The organism is Cupriavidus sp. CPT47-8839-RL05A (assembly GCF_058792255.1).
The window spans coordinates 115,462-138,575 of sequence record NZ_JBYTEG010000008.1; the positions used below are offsets into that span (position 1 = coordinate 115,462).

At 69.7% G+C, this 23,114-nt stretch carries 17 protein-coding genes and 1 pseudogene; 7 read left to right on the top strand and 11 right to left on the bottom strand.

Features of this window, described 5'->3' with window-relative positions:
* The first annotated feature begins 208 nt into the window (after positions 1 to 208).
* The 6 genes and pseudogenes from AC3WVS_RS11705 to AC3WVS_RS11730 form a co-directional block, all read left to right on the top strand.
* Positions 209 to 1,402, top strand: coding sequence for an MFS transporter (locus tag AC3WVS_RS11705; RefSeq protein ID WP_492318766.1), 1,194 nt, complete (start codon positions 209 to 211; stop codon positions 1,400 to 1,402).
* Between the two features lie 143 nt (positions 1,403 to 1,545).
* Entirely contained in the window at positions 1,546 to 2,184 is a 639-nt protein-coding gene (gene pdxH, locus AC3WVS_RS11710; protein ID WP_492318767.1) for a pyridoxamine 5'-phosphate oxidase, read from the top strand.
* Positions 2,185 to 2,416: 232 nt separating this feature from the next.
* Complete coding sequence (locus AC3WVS_RS11715) at positions 2,417 to 3,658, top strand: class I SAM-dependent methyltransferase (protein ID WP_492318768.1); 1,242 nt, start codon at positions 2,417 to 2,419, stop codon at positions 3,656 to 3,658.
* A gap of 15 nt (positions 3,659 to 3,673) precedes the next feature.
* Positions 3,674 to 4,753: a DUF72 domain-containing protein gene (locus tag AC3WVS_RS11720; RefSeq protein WP_492318769.1), complete on the top strand. Its 1,080-nt coding sequence runs from the start codon at positions 3,674 to 3,676 to the stop codon at positions 4,751 to 4,753.
* A 170-nt stretch (positions 4,754 to 4,923) separates the two neighbouring features.
* Positions 4,924 to 7,059: an acetate--CoA ligase family protein gene (locus tag AC3WVS_RS11725; RefSeq protein WP_492318770.1), complete on the top strand. Its 2,136-nt coding sequence runs from the start codon at positions 4,924 to 4,926 to the stop codon at positions 7,057 to 7,059.
* A 53-nt stretch (positions 7,060 to 7,112) separates the two neighbouring features.
* Positions 7,113 to 8,108 (top strand): annotated as a pseudogene (locus AC3WVS_RS11730) (acyl-CoA dehydrogenase family protein); the annotation flags it as partial.
* 47 nt (positions 8,109 to 8,155) lie between these two features.
* On the opposite strand, the gene AC3WVS_RS11735 reads toward AC3WVS_RS11730, so the two are convergent.
* Genes AC3WVS_RS11735 through AC3WVS_RS11760 form a run of 6 tightly spaced genes read right to left on the bottom strand, consistent with a single transcriptional unit; the run spans position 8,156 to position 16,783 of the window.
* Positions 8,156 to 9,166 carry a tripartite tricarboxylate transporter substrate binding protein gene (locus tag AC3WVS_RS11735; RefSeq protein WP_492318771.1) on the bottom strand — a complete coding sequence of 337 codons (1,011 nt, stop codon included), beginning with the start codon at positions 9,164 to 9,166 and terminating at the stop codon, positions 8,156 to 8,158.
* 53 nt (positions 9,167 to 9,219) lie between these two features.
* The gene (locus tag AC3WVS_RS11740) at positions 9,220 to 11,028 is read right to left on the bottom strand and encodes an acyclic terpene utilization AtuA family protein (protein WP_492318772.1); all 1,809 of its coding nucleotides are present in this window, start codon (positions 11,026 to 11,028) and stop codon (positions 9,220 to 9,222) included.
* The gene (locus AC3WVS_RS11745) at positions 11,025 to 13,028 is read right to left on the bottom strand and encodes an acetyl/propionyl/methylcrotonyl-CoA carboxylase subunit alpha (RefSeq protein ID WP_492318773.1); all 2,004 of its coding nucleotides are present in this window, start codon (positions 13,026 to 13,028) and stop codon (positions 11,025 to 11,027) included. The genes AC3WVS_RS11740 and AC3WVS_RS11745 overlap by 4 nt, the downstream gene beginning before the upstream one ends.
* 41 nt (positions 13,029 to 13,069) lie before the next feature.
* Positions 13,070 to 13,915, bottom strand: coding sequence for an enoyl-CoA hydratase/isomerase family protein (locus AC3WVS_RS11750; RefSeq protein WP_492318774.1), 846 nt, complete (start codon positions 13,913 to 13,915; stop codon positions 13,070 to 13,072).
* Positions 13,916 to 13,949: 34 nt separating this feature from the next.
* Positions 13,950 to 15,110 (bottom strand): acyl-CoA dehydrogenase family protein, encoded by a 1,161-nt coding sequence (locus tag AC3WVS_RS11755; protein WP_492318775.1) that lies wholly within the window; start codon positions 15,108 to 15,110, stop codon positions 13,950 to 13,952.
* 53 nt (positions 15,111 to 15,163) lie between these two features.
* Positions 15,164 to 16,783, bottom strand: a complete 1,620-nt coding sequence (locus AC3WVS_RS11760; protein ID WP_492318776.1) for an acyl-CoA carboxylase subunit beta — start codon at positions 16,781 to 16,783, stop codon at positions 15,164 to 15,166.
* 159 nt (positions 16,784 to 16,942) lie between these two features.
* Between AC3WVS_RS11760 and AC3WVS_RS11765 the strand changes: the two genes are divergently transcribed.
* A complete protein-coding gene (locus AC3WVS_RS11765) occupies positions 16,943 to 17,689 on the top strand; it encodes an IclR family transcriptional regulator (protein WP_492318777.1) in 747 nt (248 codons plus the stop codon).
* Between the two features lie 35 nt (positions 17,690 to 17,724).
* On the opposite strand, the gene msrA is transcribed toward AC3WVS_RS11765, so the two are convergent.
* From msrA to AC3WVS_RS11790, 5 genes are all read right to left on the bottom strand, one after another.
* On the bottom strand, positions 17,725 to 18,267 hold the full coding sequence (gene msrA, locus AC3WVS_RS11770) for a peptide-methionine (S)-S-oxide reductase MsrA (protein WP_492318778.1): 543 nt from the start codon (positions 18,265 to 18,267) through the stop codon (positions 17,725 to 17,727).
* A gap of 78 nt (positions 18,268 to 18,345) precedes the next feature.
* Positions 18,346 to 19,881, bottom strand: a complete 1,536-nt coding sequence (locus AC3WVS_RS11775; RefSeq protein ID WP_492318779.1) for a class I adenylate-forming enzyme family protein — start codon at positions 19,879 to 19,881, stop codon at positions 18,346 to 18,348.
* On the bottom strand, positions 19,878 to 21,131 hold the full coding sequence (locus tag AC3WVS_RS11780) for an acyl-CoA dehydrogenase family protein (protein ID WP_492318780.1): 1,254 nt from the start codon (positions 21,129 to 21,131) through the stop codon (positions 19,878 to 19,880). Before AC3WVS_RS11780 ends, AC3WVS_RS11775 begins: the two co-directional genes overlap by 4 nt.
* 88 nt (positions 21,132 to 21,219) lie before the next feature.
* Positions 21,220 to 22,041 carry an alpha/beta fold hydrolase gene (locus tag AC3WVS_RS11785; RefSeq protein WP_492318781.1) on the bottom strand — a complete coding sequence of 274 codons (822 nt, stop codon included), beginning with the start codon at positions 22,039 to 22,041 and terminating at the stop codon, positions 21,220 to 21,222.
* Complete coding sequence (locus tag AC3WVS_RS11790) at positions 22,038 to 23,108, bottom strand: 2,5-dihydroxypyridine 5,6-dioxygenase NicX family protein (protein ID WP_492318782.1); 1,071 nt, start codon at positions 23,106 to 23,108, stop codon at positions 22,038 to 22,040. Before AC3WVS_RS11790 ends, AC3WVS_RS11785 begins: the two co-directional genes overlap by 4 nt.
* Positions 23,109 to 23,114: the final 6 nt, after the last annotated feature.

Consider the following 23,114-nt stretch of genomic DNA (forward strand, 5'->3'; position numbering starts at 1 on the left):
GCAGCCGTTGTGCCGCGCCCACGCCGGGCGCATAATTAAACGGCCATTTACAAGAAGTTTAAGCATGGCAAGCATCGGGTGCGGTGCGGGTTCGCCCGCTGCATCCTTCTGAAGGCGCGGCTGCGGCCGCCCTTTGTTTCCTCTTTGTTTCCCGCCTCGGCACGGCCGCCGGCCGCCATGAGCGCGGCCACCGCGAGCCCCCGTTCCCATGTCGCTGCCGCACGCCGCCGTCCCGCCGATCACCTGGCTGATCGCGCTGACGGTGTGCAACCACGTGGCCTTCAACGCCAGCCGCGTGGTGGTGTCGCTGTTCGCGATCTCCCTCAAAGCCTCCACCGTCACGCTCGGCGTGCTGATGTCGCTGTATGCGCTGCTGCCGATGCTGCTGGCAATCCGCGCCGGCAAGCGCATCGACGAGATCGGGCCGCGCAAGCCGATGACCGCGGGCTCGCTGATGGTGGTGGCGGGCACGCTGCTGCCGGCGCTCTGGCACGACCTCGGCGCGCTGTACCTGTCATGCGCGCTGATCGGCGTGGGCTTCATGCTGGTGCAGGTGGCGATGCAGCTGCTGATCGGCCAGGTCTCCACCAATGAGACCCGGCTGCGCAACTACACCTGGCATGCGCTGGGGCTGTCGGTGTCCGGCACGCTCGGGCCGGTGACGATGGGCTACGTGATCGAGCATGCGGGCTTCCGCCCCGCCTTCATGGTGCTGGTGGCGGTGGCACTGGTCGGCCAGGCCGGCCTGCAATGGCTGCGTCCGCGCCTGCCGGCGCACGGCGGCAATGCCGGGCGCATCGCCATCGAGGACGGCAGCCGCCGCTCCACGCTGGACCTGCTGCAGCAACCCGAGCTGCGCGCGGTCTTCATCGCCAGCGCGGTGCTGTCCGCCGCATGGGACCTGCACGCCTTCCTGATCCCGATCCAGGGCTCGCGCATCGGCCTGTCGCCGTCGTCGATCGGCTGGGTGCTGGGCGCTTTCGCCATTGCCACCTTTGCCATCCGCGTGGCGATGCCGGCGCTGTCGCGCCGGCTCTCGGAATGGAAGATCATCCGCAGCGCGCTGCTGGTGGGTGCGCTGGCCTACCTGGCCTACCCCTTCGTCACGCAGTTCTGGCTGATGTGCGGGCTGGCCTTCGTGCTCGGCCTTGCGCTGGGCAGCGCCCAGCCCAATGTCATGAACATCCTGCACACGGCGTCGCCGCACGGGCGCGCCGGCGAGGCACTGGGGCTGCGCTCGGCGGTGCTCAATACCAGCCAGGTGGTGTGGCCGCTCACGTTTGGCGTGGTCGGCACGGCGCTGGGCATGCTGCCGATCTTCCTGTCGATGGCGGGCGCGATGGGCGCGGCCGGTTACTACTCGCGGCGCCAGGGGCGCAAGGTGCTGCCACCGCCGGTTTAGCCCCGCGGCAGGTGGCGCTGCCGATACGCTTGTCGCCACGCAAATGCGATCCCCGATGCATTCGCTATACTCGAATCAGCCGGACCTGCGGCCCCGCCCCCGGGCGCACCGCGCATCCCGACCGATATCCTGATGATTGCGACATGACTCAACTTGCCGACCTTCGCCGTACCTATGTGCTGGGCTCTCTGTCCGAAACCGACGTGGCGCCCGACCCGTTGAGCCAGTTCAAACGCTGGTTCGACGAGGCGGTCACGGCCAAGCTGCCCGAACCCAATGCCATGACCCTGGCCACGGTCGACGCCGACGGCCAGCCATCCGCGCGCATCGTGCTGCTCAAGGGCATCGACGACCGCGGCTTCACCTTCTTCACCAATTATGAAAGCCGCAAGGGCCTGGACCTGGCGGCAAACCCGCGCGCGGCGCTGCTGTTCCACTGGGTGCAGCTGGAGCGCCAGGTACGCGTCGAAGGGCACGTCGAAAAAGTCTCGGACGACGAGAGCGACGCCTATTTCGCCACGCGCCCGCTGGGCTCGCGCGTGGGCGCCTGGGCCTCTGCGCAAAGCCGCGAGGTGCCCGGCCGCGACGTGCTGGAGCAGCGCGAGCAGGAATACCGCAGCAAGTTCGGCGAAAACCCGCCGCGCCCGCCGCACTGGGGCGGCTACCGCCTGGTGCCGACCGCGCTCGAGTTCTGGCAGGGCCGCCCGTCGCGGCTGCACGACCGCATCGCCTTCCGCCTGCAACCCGGCGGCGACTGGCAGATCGTGCGGCTGTCGCCCTGAAACGGTTGGCACGCGCCTGAACATGCGCCAACTGCGCCGAACGGGTCGGTAGTGGGGTCTTCCGGACGGTGCGCTGCACAAGCTGCGGAATTGGACTAAAGTGAGACCGGCGTCGCTTGGTTACTCTTTTCTTGCAGCGCTCGAGACGGATTGGGCAAGGTTCCAGCTCAGTACCAACCTTGTCTGATGCGTCGGCCGCAGCGTGTGCCGCAACCATCGGGAGGTAAAGCGCATGTTCTTCAAGCAAGCCCTGGAAAAGCAACTCGACAACTGGATCGCCGACCTGCGAGAGAATGCCAATCTGCCGGTCAGCTTGCGGCTGTGGAATGGCACCGAATACTCGCTCGGGCACTTCGACAAGCCGGCTGTCACGCTGACCGTACGCGAAGCCGCGGCCCTGCCGCTGCTGCTGACGCCGAGCCTGGACAACCTGGGCGAAGCGTATGTGCAGGAGAAAATCGACTTCGAGGGCAGGCTGACGGACATCATCAAGGTCGCCTACGGCTTCTCGGCCGCGGCCACGCACCGCGCCGGCGGCGCGCTGTTCAAGGTGGCGCAGCACTTCACGCATACCAAGCAGGAAGACAAGAACTCGATCCAGTACCACTACGACGTCTCCAACGACTTCTACCAGCTCTGGCTCGACCCCAACATGGTCTACTCCTGCGCCTACTTCGAGCACGGCGACGAAGACCTGGCCACGGCGCAAATCAAGAAGATCGACCACATCCTGACCAAGATCCGGCTGCAGCCGGACCAGACGCTGCTCGACATCGGCTGCGGCTGGGGCGCACTGGTGCTGCGCGCCGCGCAGAAGTTCGGTGCGCGCTGCGTGGGCATCACGCTGTCGCAGAACCAGTTCGACCTGGCCACCGAGCGCGTCAGGGCCGCGGGCCTGTCCGACCGCATCGAGATCCGGCTGCAGGACTACCGCGACACCGCCGGCACCTTCGACCGCATCACCAGCGTCGGCATGTTCGAGCATGTGGGCAAGGACAACCTGCCCGGCTACTTCAGCCGCATCCGCGAACTGCTGGCCGACGACGGCTATGTGATGAACCACGGCATCACCTCGCCCGACCCCGACAACGGCGCGACGCCGATGGACGGCGCCGAGTTCATGGACCGCTATGTGTTCCCGCAGGGCGAGCTGCCGCATATCGGGCTGGTGCTGCGCACGCTGCAGCAAGGCGGGCTGGAAGCCTTCGACGTCGAACTGCTGCGCCGCCACTACGCGCAGACGCTGCACTACTGGGCCGACAACTTCGAGGCCCGCGGCGACACCATCCGCAGCCTGGTCGGCGAGAAGAAATACCGCATCTGGCGGGTCTACCTGGCCGGCTGCGCACATGCCTTCGAGACCGAGAAGATGTCGATCTACCAGGTGCTCTGCCACAAGGCCGGGCTGCCGGCCGATACGCTGCCGTGGTCCCGCCGCTATATCTACGACCAACCAATTGGCCGCAACGACTGAAGGCAACGCTGACGTTTGACTGAAGACCTCTTTGGCGGGCTGCCCCTGCCCGCCCCAACTGCCCCTCCGGAACGGCCCGCTTCCCACCCGGGCGCGGCCGTCCCGCCCGCCCCCTCCGGCAAACCTGCGCGTGGCAAGAGCGTGCAACCCGCACAGGCGGACGAAACCCTGCGCGCGCTCGCTGCGCAGCTGCCATCGAACCTGTACTTCGGCACGTCCTCCTGGGCCTACCCCGGCTGGAACGGGCTGGTCTATGACGGCGAGTACGGCGACAGCCTGCTGTCGCGCAAGGGCCTTTCCGCGTATTCGCGCCATCCGCTGCTGCGCGCCGCCGGCATCGACCGCGGCTTCTACGGGCCGATCCCGCTGGCGGACTACCTGTCCTATGCCGCGCAGGTCCCCGACGGCTTCCGCTTCCTGGTCAAGGCGCCCGCCAGCGTCTGCGATGCCTGGCTGCGCGGCTCCGACGGCGCCGGCCGGCTGGCCAACGCCGCCTTCCTCGATGCCGAGATCGCGGTGCGCGACTTCATCGTGCCCGCCACCAGCGGGCTGGGCAGCAAATGCGGGCCGCTGCTGTTCCAGCTGTCGCCGATGGGTCCGCTGGCCGACAGCGCCGTGTTCCTGGAACGGCTCGATGCCTTCCTGGGCGCGCTGCCGGCACTCGATCCGTCGATCACCCCGCATGCGTGCTACACGGTAGAGCTGCGCGACCCGGCATTGCTGACGCCACGCTATATCCGGCTGCTGCGCCGCCACGGGGTGCGCTTCTGCCTGTCGGCACGCGACCGCCTGCCGCCGGTGCCGCGCCAGGCCGCGGCGCAGGCGCTGATGGACGAGGAAGCGCCAGGCCCGCTGGTGCTGCGCTGGATGCTGCATGGGGGCCGGCCCTACGCCTACGCGGAAAAGCTCTACGCACCCTTCGACCGCATCGTCGACGACGACCCCGACACCCGCCATGCCATCGCCGATGTAGTGGCGCGCACGCTGCGCGCGGGGCAGCCTGCCATCGTCATTGTCAGCAACAACGCTGAGGGCTGCGCGCCGCTGAGTTGCGTGCGCCTGGCCGAGGCGATCATTGCGAGGCTGGCGCGGTGAATGGCTGGCGACCGGTGCACAGTGGCCGATAGGACGCTCCCGCGGGCAACGGCCATCACTGCCTGAAGACTTGTGCATAATGTGCACAGCTGGAGGCCATGCGCTTGTCGCCACCCACGCGATCGGCTTGAATCGGGGCACCTTCCGACCGAGGAAGGATGGAGACGACGATGCCCCTTCCCACTACGGCGCGCACACCGGGCCGCGCCGCCCTGCCGCAGCTGCTTGATCCTGCCTCGATAGCCGTGATCGGCGCCTCGCGCGATACCAGCCGCATCGGCGGCGTGGCGTTGGACCACCTGCAGCGCCTTGGATACCAGGGCCAGGTGTATCCGGTCAATCCTCGCTATGGCGAGATCGCCGGCCTGGCGTGCTATCCCGATATCGAATCCGTGCCGCAGGTGCCTGACGTGGCGGTGCTGGCGCTCGGCGCGGACGAGGTGCTGCCGCAGCTGCAGCGCTGCCATGCCCGCGGAATCCGTGCCGCCATCGTCTACGCCTCGGGCTTTGCCGAGGCCGGCGCAGCGGGTGCCGGGCGCCAGGCCGCACTTGCGGCCTTCGCCCGCGACAGCGGCATGGCGATCGCCGGACCCAACTGCATGGGGCTGGCCAACCTGACCACGCGCGCCATCACCGCATTTGCCACCACCTTCCGCGCGTTCCCGCCGCAGGACGGCCCGGGTGCCGTGAGCCTGCTGACCCAGAGCGGCAACGTCTGCGCCATCGTCTACGCCACCGGAAGGCAGATGGACGTGGGCTTCCACCAGTTCATCAATACCGGCAACGAAGCCTGCCTGGACTATGCGGATTACCTCGACTACCTCGCGGACGATGCGCAAACCGCGGCTGTGGTCGGTTACGTTGAGGGCCTGCGCAACGGCAGTGGCTTCATCGAAGCCGCGGCGCGCCTGCGCGCGGCAGACAAGCCGCTGATCCTGCTGAAGGCCGGCGAGAGCGAGGCGGGATCGGCGGCTACGCAATCCCATACCGCTGTGCTGGCCGGCAACCAGGCCATCTACCGCGCCGCCTTCGCCCAGGTCGGCGCGATGCAGGCGAGTGATCCGACCCACCTGACCGACCTGGCATACCTGGCCGGCTTCCGCCAGCGCAGCGCGGGGCGCCGGGTGGTGGTGGCTTCCGTGTCGGGCGCGATGGGTGCGCTGTCGGCTGACCTGCTCAGCGCGGCCGGACTCGACGTGCCGCGCCTGCCCGAGGCGGTCCAGCAGCGCCTGCTGGCGGGCGTGCCGGAGCTCGGCGCAGTGGCGAACCCCGTCGACCTGACCGGCCAGCTGTTCAACCGCAGCGGCCTGGCCTACGCCGTGCTCGACAAGCTTGCCGCCACTGACGGCATCGACGTCATCTTCCTCTACGCCACCGCCTACCTGCTCGATCGCGTGGCCGACGAGCTGATCGAGGTGGCGGGCAAGACCGATCGCCTGATCGTGGTCGCCACCACGGGCGAGCCGGCCAGCCGCGCACGGCTGGCCGAAGCCGGTGTGGCGCTGTTCCCGGATTGCGCACGCGCGGCGCGGGCCCTGGGCACATACGTGGGCTGGCTCGGCACGGCGGCGCCGACCGCGCACTGGATGGCGCTGCGCGCGCGGGCCGGCGCCGACGCGGCCGCCCGTGCGCCTTCCGCCGCCATGGACGAGCACCAGGCCAAGCAGTGGCTGGCGGGCTTCGGCGTGCCGGTCGGCGCGGAGGCGGCCGCGGCCACGCCCGACGACGCCGCGCGCGCCGCCGAAGCCATCGGCTTCCCGGTCGCAGTGAAAGTGCTGAGCCCGGACATCGTGCACAAGACCGAGGTCGGCGGCGTCCGGCTGGGACTGGCCAACGCGCAACAGGTGCGCGAGGCAGCGGCCGAGGTCGCTGCCGCCGCCGCGCAAGCCCTGCCGCAGGCACGACAGCGCGGCGTGCTGGTGCAGCAAATGGCGAGCGGCGTGTGCGAGCTGATCGTCGGCGTAACGCGCGATCCGGTCTTCGGCCCGGCCATGACGGTAGGCATGGGCGGGATCTTCACCGAGATCTTCCACGACGTCGCGCACCGGCTGCTGCCGGTGGACCGCGCCATGGCGCGCGACATGCTGGCCAGCCTGCGCGGCTACCGGCTGATGACCGGCTTCCGCGGCAAGCCCGCGGCCGACATCGATGCGGCGGCCGACGCGATCGCCGCGCTCTCCGACGCCACCATGTCGCTGGGCGACAGCCTCGCCGAAATGGAAGTGAATCCCCTGCTGGTGCGCGCTGCCGGACGCGGCGCCGTCGCCCTCGATGCCCTGGTCCTCCGCCTGACGGCCAATCCATGATCCGCCAACTGGCACGCAAGGTGCAGCTGCAGCGCCTCGGCACCGAAGCCGAAGTCTCCGGCCTGCTGCAGCCGGGCTTTCCGGAAGCATACGGTGGCGCCCCATGCGATGCCTTCTATCGCATGATCCTGTTCGAAGAGCGCGCCTGGGGCGGCTCGGGCGGAATCGCCTCGGGGCTGTTCTCGCACACCATCGGCGCGCCGCCGATCGCCGCGGTGGGCAGCGAAGCGCTGAAGGCGCGCGTGCTGCCGCAGATCCTTGCCGGCGAGAAGATCTCCGCGCTCGCCATCACCGAGCCCGACGCCGGCTCCGACGTGGCGCAGCTTTCCGCCAGCGCGCGGCGCGAGGGCGGCCACTACGTGGTCAACGGCACCAAGCTCTACAGCACCTCAGGCATGCGCGCCGACTACTTCACCGTGGCAGTGCGCACCGGCGGCCCGGGTTCCGGCGGCGTGTCGCTGCTGCTGATCGAGGGCGATACGCCGGGCCTGGCGCGCACGCCGCTGAAGAAGATGGGCTGGTGGGCATCCGACACCGCGCAGCTGTTCTTCGACGGGTGCCGCGTTCCGGTGGAGAACCTGATCGGCGAGGAAGGCAAGGGCTTTGCCGCCATCACGAAGAATTTCAACCACGAGCGGCTGGCGCTGGCCGCAGCCGCTTGCGGCTATGCGCAGGTCTGCTTCCATGACGCGCTGGCGTGGGCGCGCGGACGGCGCACCTTCGGCAAGCGGCTGGCCGACCACCAGGTGGTGCGCCACCAGCTGGTGGACATGGCCACGCGCATCGAATCCACGCGCGCCCTGCTGGACGACCTGGCCGCGCGCCTGGACGACGGCGCCGCGCCGGTGGCGCAGATCGCGATGGCCAAGAACATGGCCACGCGCACTTTCCAGTTCTGCGCGGACCGCGCGGTGCAGTTGCTGGGCGGGATGGGCTATATGCGCGGCAGCCGGGTGGAGCGCCTGTATCGCGAGGTCAAGGTGATGATGATCGGCGGCGGCGCCGAGGAAATCATGAAGGACCTGGCAGCGAAGCAACTGAGCCTGTAGCAGGCTGCGGACGGCGTCGCCAGGTGCCGTCCGCAGCCGCCTTCCTCTTACTCCAGCCGCACTCCGCTTTTCTTCACCACTTCACCCCATCGCACCGCTTCGGCCTTGATGAACGCCTGGAACTGCTCCGGCTTGCCGCCGACCGGATCAATCCCATAGTCGATCAGCCTTGACCGTACGTCAGGCTGCTGCAGCACCGCTTCCATTTCCCGGGCCAGCCTTGCCTGCACCGCCGGCGGCGTCATCGCCGGTGCGATCAGGCCGATCCAGCTGCCTGCCGTGACGCCCGGATAACCGGCTTCGGCCATGGTCGGCACCTCCGGCGCGGCCGGCCAGCGCGTCGGGCTGGAGATCGCCAGCGCGCGCACCTTGCCCGCCTTCACCTGCGGCATCATGGTCTGCACCGAATCGAAGATGATGGCGACCTGCCCCGAGAACAAATCAGGCAGCGCCGGCGCAATGCCCTTGTAAGGCACGTGCGTCATCTTCATGCCGACCGACTGCGCGAACAGCTCGCCCGCCAGGTGCGCGCCGGAGCCATTGCCGCTGGAGGCAAAGGTCATCTTCGCGGGATTGGCCTTGCCCCAGCCCACCAGCTCTTTCACCGTGGTCGGCGGCAGCTGCGCGCTGGAGACCAGCAGCAGCGGAATCCGCCCGATCATGCTGACGCCGGTGAGGTCCTTGAGCGGGTCATAGCTCATCTTCGGATACAGGCTCGGGTTGATGGCGTGCCCGGCCACCACCACCAGCAGCGAGTAGCCGTCCGGCGCGGACCTGGCGACGTTCTCCGAGCCGATCATGCCGTTGGCGCCGGGGCGGTTCTCCACCACCACCGGCTGGCCGATGCGTTCCGCCAGCTTCTGCATCACCAGCCGCGTCACGGCGTCCGACACACCACCGGGCGTGTACGGCACGACCACGCGGATCGGGCGGTTGGGATAGGCGTCGCCCTGCGCCATGGCGGGCATGGGGCCGGCGAGGCTGCCTGCCGCCAGTCCTGCGAACAGGCCCAGGCATAGCTGGCGCCGGATGCGCGTGTCGGGCTTGGGTCGGGTCATGTCTCCTCCTGGTTGCGCGCGCCAGTGCCGGCGCGCAAGGTCTCTGGCCGGGTCTATGCCCAGCTGCGGGGTACGGATAGCGGAAAGTCCAGCAGCATCTGCGCGTAGCTCTTGCCCAGCGGGTCCGAGCGCAGGCTCGCCACGCCGCCACCGCCCAACGCGCCGTGCATCAGGAAGTTCAGCGCGTGCAGGCCAGGCACGTCGAAGCGCTCGACCTCGCCCTGCACCAGGTGGGCAAAGTACGCGCGCACGGCTTGCGGGGTGAGCTGCTCGCGCAGCAGTGCCAGGTACTCAGGCTTGCGGGCGATCACGCCGATGTTCTCGTCATCGCCCTTGTCGCCGCTGCGCGCATAGGCGAGCGTGACCAGTGGCCGCTCGACGCGCGGCTCGCGGGGAAGCGCAGGCGATGCCGGCGCCTCGAGCGCGAGCGGCGGCATCGCCTGCGGCGCGCTCACTGCCGCGTTGGGCAGCAGGATCTCGCCAGCCTCGAACTCCACGCGCATCGGCACCTCCGGCTTGGGCACCAGGAAGGAGAACACCTTCACCACGGGCTGGATGTCGACCCGACCCGCGAAGGAAGAGCGCGTGCCCGCCGCCATGGACGTCCCCGCAGAAGAGCATTCGCGCTGCAGGAAGCTCAGCCCCCTGGCGAGCGGATGGCGCGCGCCGATGCGCAGCACCACTTCCCGCGTCGGCAATGCGCGCGCATGCGGGCCATATTGCGATTCGCAGCCGAGCAGCTCGACCACGGTCTCGGTGTAGTCCGGCATCTGGCGTTCTGCCAGCATGGCACGGGTGCGCGCCAGCAGCGCCTCCGCAGTGCGGCGCGCCTTGGCGGGGGCATCGATGCCGCGGATCGCCATCATCAGGCTGATCTGGTAGCCGTCCTGCCAGGTGGCATTGCCCTTGTAGTGCGTGCCAGGTGCCCGGCCACGCGCGCCATGCACGCGTACGCGCCCGGCCTCGACCAGTTCGGTGCGCACCATGCGGAAGTCGCAGGTCACGTCCGGCATCAGGTAGTTGGCGGGATCGCCGACCTCGTACAGCACCTGTTCCGCGACCGCGGCCGGGTCGACCAGTCCCCCAGTGCCCTCTGGCTTGCTCAGCACGAAGCTGCCGTCGTGCGCGCAGTCGATCACGGGATACCCCATGCGCTCCCACCCGGGCACGCGCTGCCAGTCGGTAAACAGCCCGCCCGTGGCCTGGGCGCCGCACTCGATCACGTGGCCCGCCAGCGTGCCGGCGGCGAGGCGGTCCCAGTCGGTCCAGTTCCAGCCGAACTCGTGGGCCAGCGCGCCCACCACGACGGCGCTATCGACGCAGCGCCCGGCAATGACGATATCCGCGCCCAGCGCCAGCGCGCGGGCAATGCCTTGCGCGCCGGTGTAGGCGTTGGCCGACCAGGGCTCGGTGGTTGGCACCGGATTGCCGGCAAGGTCAGTCAGACCCTCGGCGCACCACTGCGCGAAGCGCGGCTGCACGTCGTCGCCGCTGACCACCGCGATGCGCGGCGACAGTCCCTGCTGCGCCGCCACCTTGAGCAGTGCGTCGCGGCAGCCGTGCGGATTGAGGCCGCCGGCATTGGCAACGACACGGATGCCCCGCCGCAGGATTTCACCGAGGTTCGGCCCCATCGCCGCGTGCACGAAGTCGGTGGCGTATCCCTGCGCCGGATCCTTGGCGCGGGCGCGTGCCAGGATCGACATGGTGGTCTCGGCCAGGTAGTCATAGACCAGGTATTGCAGGCCGGGCACTGCCAGCAGTTGCGGCGTGGCGATGGCGGAATCGCCCCAGAAGCCGGAAGCGCCACCGATGCGCACAGTCTTGCCGGCGCGCGCTTCGCCTTGCACGGATTCGCTCATGCTTCCTCCTTTGCGGCCACATCGGCCTCCACCCGTGCCAGCAACGACCCGGCACTGGCCTGCCCGCCGGCGCGCGCCGGCAGTTCCGCCACCACGCCGGCAAACGGCGCCACGATGGCGTGCTCCATCTTCATGGCCTCCAGCACCACCAGCGCCTGGCCCGCTTGCACGTGGTCGCCCTCGGCCACATTGACCGCGACGATGCGGGCCGTCAGCGGCGCCTGCAGCACGCCGTCGGCGTCGCCGGCATCGCGGCGGCGGCGCGGATCGTGCAGCGGGAAGTGCCAGGCGCGGCCGGACTGGAACAGGTGCAGGGCGTGCTTTTCGGCGGCGAACACCAGCGGATAGGCCACGCCGTCGCATTCGACCAGGGCCGTGCCGCTGGCGGCATCGGCGCGCAGCACGCGCAGCCTGCATTCCACCGGCGGGTGGTCTTCACCGCGCTGGCACAGGCTCACGCGCCAGCCGTCGGCGCACACGCGCAGGAACGCTTCCCAGTCCTTGCCGGCCGCATTCAGCACCACGCTGGAGGCCGCACGCGCAAGCGTGGCCGGCTTGCCGTTGCCGCCCAGCAGCCCCGACGCGGCCAGCGCGGCGCTTGCCGTCACATGCACCGGAGGCACCGGGGCCTGCAGCGCCGCCTGCATATGGGTGTCGACAAAGCCCGTATGCACGTCATTGCCGGCGAATGCCGGGTGCGCCAGGCACGCGGCCAGGAACCCCTGGTTGGTCGGCACGCCCAGCAGCGTGCAGTCCTGCACCGCGCGCAGCAGCTTGCGGCGCGCCTCTTCGCGGTCGGCGCCATGCGCGACCAGCTTGGCAACCATCGAGTCATAGTGGGTGGGGATGGCACCGCCCTCTTCCAGCGCATGGTCCACACGCACGTCGCGGCCGGCGGCAGGCGGGCGCCAGCGCAGCAGCGGCCCACCCTGCGGCAGGAAGCCGGCCGGCACGTCCTCGGCGGTGAGTCGCACTTCGATGGCATGGCCGTTGAGCCGGACCTGGTCCTGCGTGACCGGCAGCGGCTCGCCTGCCGCCACGCGCAGTTGCCATTCGACCAGGTCGAAGCCGGTGATGGCCTCGGTCACGGCGTGTTCGACCTGCAGCCGGGTGTTCATCTCCATGAAGTAGAAGCTGCCCTCGGCATCGAGCAGGAACTCCATGGTGCCGGCGCCGACGTAGCCGATGGCCTTGGCCGCGCGCACGGCGGCCTCGCCCATGCGCGCGCGCAGCACCGGGCCGACCGCGGGCGACGGTGCTTCCTCGATGACCTTCTGGTGGCGGCGCTGCACGGAGCAGTCGCGCTCGCCGAGATGGATGACATTGCCGTGAGTATCGGCAAAGACCTGGATCTCGACGTGGCGCGGCGCGATCACGGCGCGCTCGAGGATCAGCTCGTCGCAGCCGAAGGCAGCCGCCGCCTCGGAGCGTGCGCTCGACAGCGCCGCGGGCAGCGCCGCCGCGTCGCGCACCAGCCGCATGCCGCGCCCGCCGCCGCCCGCCGCGGCCTTGACCATCAGGGGGAAGCCGATGGACCCGGCCTCGGCCAGCAGCGTGGCGTCATCCTGCGCGGCCCCCTGGTAGCCGGGCACGCACGGCATGTCGGCAGCCAGCATCAGCCGCTTGGCTTCGGCCTTGTTGCCCATGGCGCGGATCGCCGCGGCGGGCGGGCCGACGAAGACCAGGCCGGCGGCGCTGACCGCCTCGGCAAAGGCGGCGTTCTCGGCCAGGAAGCCATAGCCGGGGTGGACCGCATCGGCACCGCTGGCGCGGGCAGCTTCGATGATGGCGGCAAGGTTCAGGTACGACTCGCGCGGCGCGGCCGCGCCGATGCACACGGCACGGTCGGCGCAGGCAAGGTGCGGGCTGTGGCGGTCGGCTTCGGAATATACGGCCACGGTGGCCAGCCCGAGGCGGCGGGCGGTGCGCATGATGCGCACCGCGATCTCGCCGCGATTGGCGACGAGCAGCGTATGGAAGGATCGGCGGGTAGCAGACATGGGAAATCCTGTGAATCTCTTGGAAGATGCGGCCGGCGCGGTCAGCCGGTCGACTGCGCGGCGCGCACCGTGTCGGCATCGAAGCGAACGGTCCAGGCGGCATCGCGCTTGTCGCGGAATGCCGCCACGCCTTCGGCGCCCTCGCGCCGCATGCATTGCGCAAACTGGCGCGAGGCCTGATCCAGCAGCGGGCCCAGCGGCTCGTGGCCGCAGCGGCCGACCAGTGCCTTGAACACGCGATTGGCGTTGGGGGCGCAACGGCCGATGCGCGTCAGCCACTCGGCAATCAGGGCGTCCAGCTCCGCGCTGTCGGCCGCGAGCTGGTCGACCAGGCCGATGGCTGCCGCTGCCTCGCCACTGACGCGCTCGCCGGTCAGGCCCAGGCGGCGCGTGGCGGCAGCGCCCAGCCTTTGCACCACAAAGGGGGCGATCTGCGCGGCGACGATGCCCAGCGTGGTCTCCGACAACGCAAAGCGCGCATCGCGCGTAGCCAGCACGATGTCGGCCGCGCAGGCCAGGCCCATGCCGCCGCCCATGGCCGCGCCCTCAACCGCGGCGATCACCGGCACCGGCAGCACGCTCAGCCGCTCCATGAAGTAGCCGAACTGGCGGTTGCGCGTGGCGACCGGGTCTTCCTGGCTGGTGTCGGCATCGAGCCGGGACTGGAAGCTGCCCACGTTGCCGCCTGCGCTGAAGCTGCCGCCGGCGCCGCGCAGCACCAGCGCGCGGACTTCCGGGTCGGCTTCGGCCTGCGCCACGACGGCGGCCAGCGCGGCCACCACTTCGGGCGCCAGCGCATTGCGGGTGGCAGGAATGTTGAGGGTGGCGAACAGTACGCCGCCGGCGCGGCGCACGATCACGGCATCGTTGCATGAGCTGTCAGGCATGGCGATCCTGGCTGGTAGTTGGTTCAGGATCGCGTCAGCCGCGCGACATCAGGCCCATCTGCTTGGCAATGACCTGGAGCATGACCTCGTCCGCCCCGCCGCCGATCGAGCCCAGCCGGAAATCGCGATAGGCGCGCGACGCGTGGTTGTCCCAGGTGTAGCCCATGCCGCCCTGGAACTGCATGCACCAGTCGGCCACCTCGCGCGACAGCCGCCCGGCCTTGAGCTTGGCCATCGACGCCAGTTCAATCACATCGCCCCCATCGATATAGGTCTGCGTGGCCATGTAGACCAGCGCGCGCAGCGCCTCCATCTCGGTCTTGAGCTCGGCCAGCTTGAACTGGATGAACTGGTTGTCGAGCAGCGGCTTGCCGAAGGCGACGCGCTGGCGCAGGTAGTCGGCGGTCTCCTCGATCAGCGCGTTGCAGGCCAGCCGGCGCGCCGCGCCGTTCAGCCGCTCTTCCTGGAACTGCTTCATCTGGTAGATAAAGCCCATGCCCTCGTCGCCGATGCGGTTGCGCACCGGCACGCGCACTTCGTCAAAGAAGATCTGCGCAGTGTCGGACGACCACATGCCGAACTTCCTGATCTTCTGCACTTCCACGCCGCGCACGCGCTTGCCGTCTTCCCTGAGAGGCACCACGATCAGCGACTTGTTCTTGTGGACCGGACCGTCGGAAGTATTGCACAGCAGGCAGATCCAGTCGGCCTGGGTGCCGTTGGTGATCCACATCTTGGAGCCGGAGATGACATAGTCGTCGCCATCACGCACCGCACGGGTCTTGAGCGAGGCCACGTCGGAACCGGCGCCGGCTTCGGACACGCCGATGGAGCACACCATGTCGCCGGCGATGGCAGGGGCCAGGTAGTTGCGCTTGAGCTCGTCCGAGCCGAACGCGGTCAGCGCCGGCGTCGCCATGTCGGTCTGCACCCCCACGCCCATGCCCACGCCCTGTGCGCGGGCATAGCCCAGCGCCTCGGCGGCGGCAACGGCGTAGGAGAAGTCGAGTCCCATGCCGCCGTATTCGATCGGCTTGGTGATGCCGAGGAAGCCGAGGTCGCCCATCTTCTTGAACAGCGCATGCGCCGGGAAAATCTCGGCGGCTTCCCACTCGTCGACGAAGGGATCGATCTCCGCCGAGACGAAGCGGCGGATGCTGTCCATGATGTTGCGGTGGTCTTCCGTGTAAAGCATGGTGGTCTCCTGGTGTCTTGTTCGTTTGGGACGTGTCTGGATGGCGCCGGCGCTCAGAAGCGCCCGACGCCAAACTGGATCGCATGCGGCTTGCGCAGGCTGGCCTCGCGCGCGGTGGCCAGCACGAAGGCCAGCACGGCGCGCGTGTCGCGCGGGTCGATCACGCCGTCGTCCAGCAGCAGCCCGCTGGTGATGAAGGCGCTGGCCTGGCGCTCGAAGTTGGCAACGATATCGGCGGTCTGGCTGGCCAGCTGCGCCTCATCGACCGGCACGCCCTTGCGCGCGGCCTGCTGGCGCGCCACGATCTCAAGCGTCATGGCGGCCTGCTCGCCGCCCATCACGGCGGTGCGCGCGTTCGGCCACGAGAAGCAGAAGCGCGGCCGGAAGCCCCGCCCGCACATGCCGAAGTTGCCCGCCCCGAACGAGGCCCCGCAGTACAGCGTGACCTGCGGCACCGTCGAGTTCGACAGCGCCTGGATCATCTTGGCGCCATGCTTGATCATGCCGGCCTCTTCCGAGGCGCGGCCGACGATAAAGCCGGTGGTGTTCTGCAGGAACACGATCGGCGTGTCCGACTGGTTGCATAGCTGGATGAACTGCGCGGCCTTGGTGGCGCCGGCCGGGTCGATGGGACCGTTGTTGGTGATGAAGCCGACCGTATTGCCTTCGATGCGGGCGTGGCCGCACACCGTGCCGGGGCCATAGTCGGGCTTGAACGGCAGCCAGGCGGAGTCGTCGACGATGCGCGCGATCACCTCGCGCATGTCCACCGGGCGCTTCATGTCGAGCGTCATCACGCCATCCAGCTCCGACGGGTCGAGCCGCGGCGGGCGCGCGGGCTGCGCGGGCCCTGCCGCGACGGTCGGCCAGTCCAGGCTGGCGACAATATCGCGCGCGGTGGCAAGCGCGTGCTCGTCGTCCTCGGCCAGGTATTCGGCCAGGCCGCTGAGCGTGGCGTGCAGGTCGGCGCCGCCCAGTTCCTCGTCCGTGGCGATCTCGCCGGTGGCGGCCTTCAGCAGCGGCGGCCCCGCCAGGAAGGCGCGCGCGCGATTGCGCACCATCACCACGTAGTCGGACAGCCCCGGCATGTAGGCGCCGCCCGCCGTGGACGAGCCATGCACGACCGTGATCACCGGCAGCCCGGCCGCGGACAGGCGAGCCAGGTTGTAGAACAGCGCGCCGCCGCGCACGAACTTGTCAACGCGGTACTTGCGCAGGTTGGCGCCGGCCGATTCCACCAGGTGGATGAATGGCAGCCGGTTTTCCAGCGCGATTTCCTGGCAGCGCATCAGCTTCATGTTGCCGGCCTCGGTCATGGCACCGGCGTCGATGCCGGAATCCGTGGCCAGCACCATGCAGCGCACGCCGCAGACGAAACCGATGCCGGCCACCAGCGAACCGCCGGGGATGGAGGTCTCGGGGTCGGGGTCGTCCATGCCGAAGCCGGCCAGCGTGGCAATCGGCAGGAACGGCGCGCCTGCGTCCAGCAGGCGGCCGATGCGCTCGCGCGGCAGCAGTGCCCCGCGTTTGGCAAAGGTGGGCCGGGCGCGCTCCGAGGCGGCCACGGCACGCTGTTCGAGGCCATGGAGGCGGTCGATCAGGGCCTGCATGCCGGCGCGCTGGCTGGCGAAGGCGTCGGAAGATGAGTCGATGCGTGAGTCGATGGGAATCATGGCGCTTGCGTGAGGTTCCGTGATGCATGGATTGCAAACCACCACGCCGCCCGGGACAACCGCAATCGCTCAGTCTGTGCATAATGTGCACAAGCCAGAAACCCAGGACGCGGGGCGCGGCATCCGCCACCCCCAAAGCGTCCCCCGACGCACCTTTCCATGCCAACCAAGACCCCCTCGCCCGGCGGCGTGCAGAGCCTGTCCCGTGCCTTCGCCCTGCTCCGGCTGCTTGCCGAGCATCACGAGGCGGGACTGACCCTGCCGGAACTCGCCGCGATAGCGGAGATTGACCGTACCACCGCGCACCGGATGGCGCGCTTCCTGGAATCCGCGGGGTATATCGAGCGCGAGTCGGCGGGCAAGCGTTATCACCTGGGCACTGCCGCCATGGCGCTGGGCCTGCGTGCGATGAACCGGCCGCCGCCCAACAGCGTGCTGGTGAGCAAGATGAAGGCGCTGGCCCGGCTCACGGGCGATGCGGTGTTCCTGACCGTGCGCATCGGCGACCACGGGCACTGCCTGCATACCGAGGAAGGCAGCCACCGCATCAAGACCTTCCACTTGCTGACCGGCACCTCCCGCCTGCTGGGCCAGGGCACCGGCAGCATGGCCTTGCTGGCGACGATGGACAACGAGGCGGTGCGCGCGCATTACGAGCGGCACCGCGCCGAGTACGCGGCCGGTGGCCTGAGCCTGCTCAGGCTGTTGCGCGGCGTAGAGCGCGCCCGCAAGCTGGGCTATGCGCTTGCCGGCGCGGAGGGGGTGGCAGGCGTGGGCTATGCACTGCCCCTGGAAATGGGCGCCGAGGCCGCCATCAGCATCATGTCGACCGCCTCGCGGATGCCGGCGGCGCGGCGGCATGAGATGGGGGCGATTGTCGGCGCGATGTTTGCGCAGGGAAACTAGGGTCGGCTTTTGGCGCCGACCCGGGCGCCCGGTCCCTACTTCCTCAACTTCCCTCCAAACTGCTTTCGAAACTTGGCCAGTTTCGGCGAGATCACAAAGGCACAGTACCCCTGGCTCGGATGGTCCTGATAGTAGTTCTGGTGACTTGCCTCGGCGCGCCAGTACGGCTGCTCCGGCTCGACCTGCGTCACGATCGGCGCATCAAAGACCTTGGCGGCAGCCAACTCCCGCATCACGTATTCCGCCGTGGCCCGCTGCGCCTCCGAATGCGTAAAGATCGCCGACCGGTACTGCGGCCCCACGTCGTTGCCCTGCCGGTCCGGCGTGGTCGGGTCATGGATGGCGAAGAAGATCTCCAGGATCTGGCGAAAGTTGATCACCGACGGATCGAAGGTGACACGGACCACCTCGACGTGCCCGGTATCCCCCTCGCAAACCTGCTGGTAAGTCGGGTGATCCACGTGCCCGCCGGTATAACCGGACTCCACCGCCACCACGCCATCGACCTGCTGGTAGACCGCTTCCAGGCACCAGAAGCACCCGCCCCCCAGCGTGGCCGTTTCAAGTCCATGTTCCATTTGCGCCGCCCCCTTGCGTTGTCGTCTGTGGTGTCACGGCCTCAAGCATAAGCGCAGATTGGCGCCCTTGCAGCAGATTCAGCCAGGCTGGCGCCGCGCCTCCAGCATCGCGCGCAGTTGCGGCTTGAGCACCTTGCCCAGCGCGCTGCGCGGCAGGTCGTCCAGCAGCACCACCTCGCGCGGCAGCTTGAAGCGGGCAATGCGCGTGGCCAGCAGTTCGCGCAGCGGCTCCGCCCCCAGCGCGTCGCGCGGCGCGCCCGGCGCGGGCACGATCACCGCCACCGGCACCTCGCCCCAGCGCGCATCGGCCACGCCGACCACCGCGCACTCCTGCACCCCGGGCAGGCCGACCAGCACGTTCTCGATCTCGGCGGGATAGATGTTCTCGCCACCCGAGATGATCATGTCCTTGCTGCGGCCGACGACTTCGATGCAGCCGCCGGCATCGCGGTGCGCGAGGTCGCCGGAATGGAACCAGCCGTCGGCCAGGCCGTTATCAGGCTGGTTCCAGTAGCCAGCCATCACGTTGGCGCCGCGCACCCACAGTTCACCGACTGCGCCCTGCGCCACCTCGGCACCGTCCGGGCCGGCCAGCCGGACTTGCGCTTCCGGCTGCGGCCAGCCGGCATAGCCAGGCCGGGCCACCGCATCCTGCAGCTTCAGCACCACCGACACCGGACCGGTCTCGGTCGCGCCATAGACCTGCCCCAGCGGCACGCCGCGCGCATGGAAGGCCTCGATATACGACAGCGGGATGGTCGACGAACCTGCCATCACGCCGCGCAGCGCCGACAGGTCGGCCCCGGGCCAGCCGGGATGCTCAAGCACCGCGCGCAGCGTGGCCGGCACCATCAGCGACAGGCTCGGCCGCGCCTGCGCAACCGCGCCGAGCCAGGCATCCGGCGCAAAGCGGTCGTGCAGCGTGACCTGCGCCCCGGCCAGCAGCGCCGGCAGCGTCTGGATGCACAGCCCGCCGACATGGAACATCGGCAGCACCGACAGCACGTGGTCGTCCGCGGTCATGCCGTGCGCCCACCAGCTGGCGCGCGCATTGGCCAGCAGCCCGGCCTGCGTATGCACCGCGCCCTTGGGCTTGCCGGTGGTGCCGGAGGTGTAGGCGAGCAGCAGCGGCGCATCGTCCGGCACCGGCGCATGGGCCAAGCCGAACGGCGCGGGATGGTCGATCAGCCGGTCGAGATGCGCGGCCTGGCAGCCGCCGCCAGCCTCCCGCGCCAGCCCTGCATGGCGCTCGTCGTGGAACAGCGCGGCCAGTTGCGCGTGGGCGGCGATGGTACGCAGCTCCGCCGGCGCCAGCCGGTAGTTCAGCGGCACGAACATCGCCCCGATACGCGCGCAGGCGAACAGCAGCACCAGCTGCAGCTCGTGGTTCAGGCACAGCGTGCCGACGCGGTCGCCCGCGCGGATGCCCCACGTCGCTGCCAGGTGGGCGCTGGCACGCTCGACGCGCCGCCACAGCTTGCCGTAGGTGAAGGTGCGGCCCAGGTAGTGCAACGCCGGCCGCCCCGGCGCCGCGGCGGCATGGCCATGCAGCATGGCCGGCAGCGCGCCCAGCCCGGCGGCGCCCGCGCGCATGGCGCGGCTGGCGGCGCTCATTCGTCGCGCTCGCCGGATTCGTACAGGGTCTCGCGCCCCATGCGGTCCAGGATCAGCTCGGCGGTCCAGGGCAGCATCAGCGCGCCGCAGCGCGAGTCGCGGTAGAGCCGCTCCAGCGGCAGGTCCTTGAGCATCGACTGCCCGCCGCAGGTGCGGATCGCCAGCCGGGCGATGTCGTTGGCGCCTTCCATCACGGTGTAGTGCGCGGCGTACAGGCGCAGGCGCTCGTCCTTGGTTGGATTGGGCCTGGCCTCATGGATCACGCGCCAGAAGAGCGAGCGCATGGTTTCCAGCTGGATGCGCATCTGCGCCACCGCGATCTGCTTGGTCGGGTACATGCGGCGCCTGACCGGCGGCTGGCCCGGCACCTCGCCGCGCAGGTACTGCACGGTGAAGTCGTAGGCGGCCTGGGCTACGCCCAGGTAGGTCGGCGACAGCGTGAAGAACATTGCCGGCCAGGTCTGCGCAGCACGATAGTAGACGCCGCGCGGCATCAGCTGCTCATGGTCGGGCACGAACACGTCCTTGAGCAGCAGCGTGCGCGATACCGTCCCGCGCATGCCCATCGGGTCCCACTCGCCGGTCACGGTCAGCCCTTCCGCATTGCCGGGCACGGCGATATAGAGCGTGTCGCGCATGTCGGGATGCTGGTCGCCGCGGTCCTCGGTGCACAGGATGCCGTAGTAGTCGGCCGCGCCCGACAGCGAGGCGAAGATCTTGCGCCCGTTCAGCACCCAGCCGCCCTCGACCTTGCGCGCGGTGGTGCCGAACGGCGCCTTGCCCGCGGCAGCAGCGGAGCCTTCGGAGAACGGCTGCGCATAGACCGCGCCGTCGCGCACCACGCGCGAGAAATGCAGCTCGCGCCGGGCTGCGTGCTCGGCGCGCTGCTCAGGCGTCATGTCGATGCCGTCGGACAGCACGCCGGTCCACATGGTCGAGCAGATATGCATGTTGTACGTCAGCGCCGTGGCCCCGCAGAAGCGGCCGATCTCGGCGCCAACCATGCAGTAGGTGGCAAAGTCCGCGCCCTCGCCGCCGAACGCCTGCGGCACGCACAGGGCCAGCAGGCCGGCCTCGCGCAGGTCGGCATAGTTGGCGAAGGGGAAGCTGGCCTCGCGGTCCCAGGTGGCTGCGCGCGCCGCGAAGCGCTCGCGGCCGAGGCGGTTGGCCAGCGCCAGCAGGCGCGCTTGTTGCGGGGTGAAGTCCGCCGTACCGATGGCGGGAATGAAGTCGAGCTGGCCGGATGGCATGTCGCGGTCTCCTGTTTTCCTGCTCGCGCCGGATGCAGTGGCGGCGCGGCGGCGGTTCTTGTGTTGCGTTGCCGGGAAGCGGCGTGGTTCAGTGCACGGGGAAGTGCCGGTGCAGGAAATCCAGCACTGCCTCGTTGAACAGCGCCGGCCGCTCCATGCAGGCCAGGTGGCCGACATCCGGCAGGCAGCGGTACTCGGCGCCGGGAGTGCGCTGCGCCATGCGCTCCATCACCTCGGGCGCGGCATTGGTGTCGTGCTGCCCGGCCAGCGCCAGCACCGGCACCGCGATGCGCGGCAGCGCGTCGCGCTGGTTGAAGCGCACCAGCGCACCCAGCGCCGCGCGGTAGGTGGGCGCCGGCACTGCCGCCATCACCGCCGTGGCAAAGGCCACGGCTTGTGGCTCGGCATCGGGCGCGACCATGGTGCGCACCAGCCCGGCGGCCATCTCGGCCATGGTCCTGCCGGCGTCCAGCGGCGCGGTGCGCGCGGCGATGAAGTCGCGCTGCCAGGGCCCGTCGCCCTTGCCAAAGGCGGGCGAGGTGCCGGACAGCACCATGCCGTCGATCAGCGCGGGCGCGGCCGCGCAGGCCTGCTGCGCCACCATCCCGCCCATGCTGTGGCCCAGCAGCACCACGCGCCGGCCGGCGTCGCGCTCGGCCTGCAGCAGCGGCGCCAGCGCTTGCGCCAGCCCGTCGAAGTCATAGGGATCGATCAGGGCGCTGTCGCCGTAGCCGGGCATGTCCCAGGCCACGGCGCGGTAGCCGGCCTGCGCCAGCGCCTCGCCCTGCGCGGGCCAGGCGGCCTTGCCGCCGCCGATGCCGTGCAGCATCACCACCGCCACCGGGCCATCGCCCCAGGCCAGCGTGGCGATGCCGTTGGCGTGGCGTTGCATCGTCGCGCTCGCGCTCATGCCGCCACCTCCACCAGCGTGCCCGCTTCCAACTCGTTGCGGCCATCCAGCGACACCGTGCAGTTGCGCAGCGGCAGGTCGAAATGGCCCAGCGTATGCCGTCCGGCGACCTCGTTGGCGCCGGTCGAGAACAGGAAGTTGCCGGCAAACGCGCGCAGCTCGGTGCCGTTGCAGTCGCGCTTGTCGTAGAAAGTCATCGCGTCCCAGCGTGCCAGCCGGTTCAGGCCCCAGCCCACGTGCGAGACGGCATACGCATCGCGCGTGCCCTCGCGGTCGGCCCAGGCCTGGTAGTAGCCGCGCATCATGTCGGCGTCGACGCCCTGCCCCTCGACGCCGACGATGTAGTCGTCCTCGATATGGCAGACCACGGTATCGCGCAGGTAGGTCTTGAAGGTCAGGTTGACGTCGCCCGGCGCCAGCACCAGCGTGCCGTTGACCTGGCGGCTGGCCGGGAACGCCAGGCACAGCCCGCCGGGCCAGTGCGAGACCTGGCCGGGCTTGTTGCAGAAGCCCCAGACCCCGCCGACGCGGGCGTCGGCCAGGCCGATGCGCAGCTCGGTGCCGGCCGGCGAATGCACGCGCATCTCGCGCGCGCCGCGCAGGCGCTTCATGGCGGCGCGCACGGTGCCTTCCAGCGCCGGGTCGGGCTGGCAGCGTTCCAGGATCTCGGGATGTTCGTTGCTGACCATCAGCATGCGCGGCACGATGCCGTCGGCACCGCGCAGGATCAGCGGCAGTTCCGGCGCGTGCAGCAGGCCCTCCACCGTGCAGTCCAGCACCAGGTGACAGCGTGACAAGGCCGCCACCACCGGCGCGAGACCCTGCAAGGCATCGCTGGCGCCGGTGGAGCGCACCGGCGCGGGCGCGCTAAGTGCCGGTGTCGACACCTGGATCCGCACCGGGGTGGCGCCCAGCGACTGCACGGCCAGTTCGGCCAAGGCCACGTTGACAGGGCGGGATTGCGACTCCGTTACAATTCCAACGACTTCCGCACCCTGCAGGGCACAGAGTTCCAGCGTGCGCCGGAACGCCGCCAGCCAGCGGTGTTCGATCTGCTCGATGAGCATGACTTG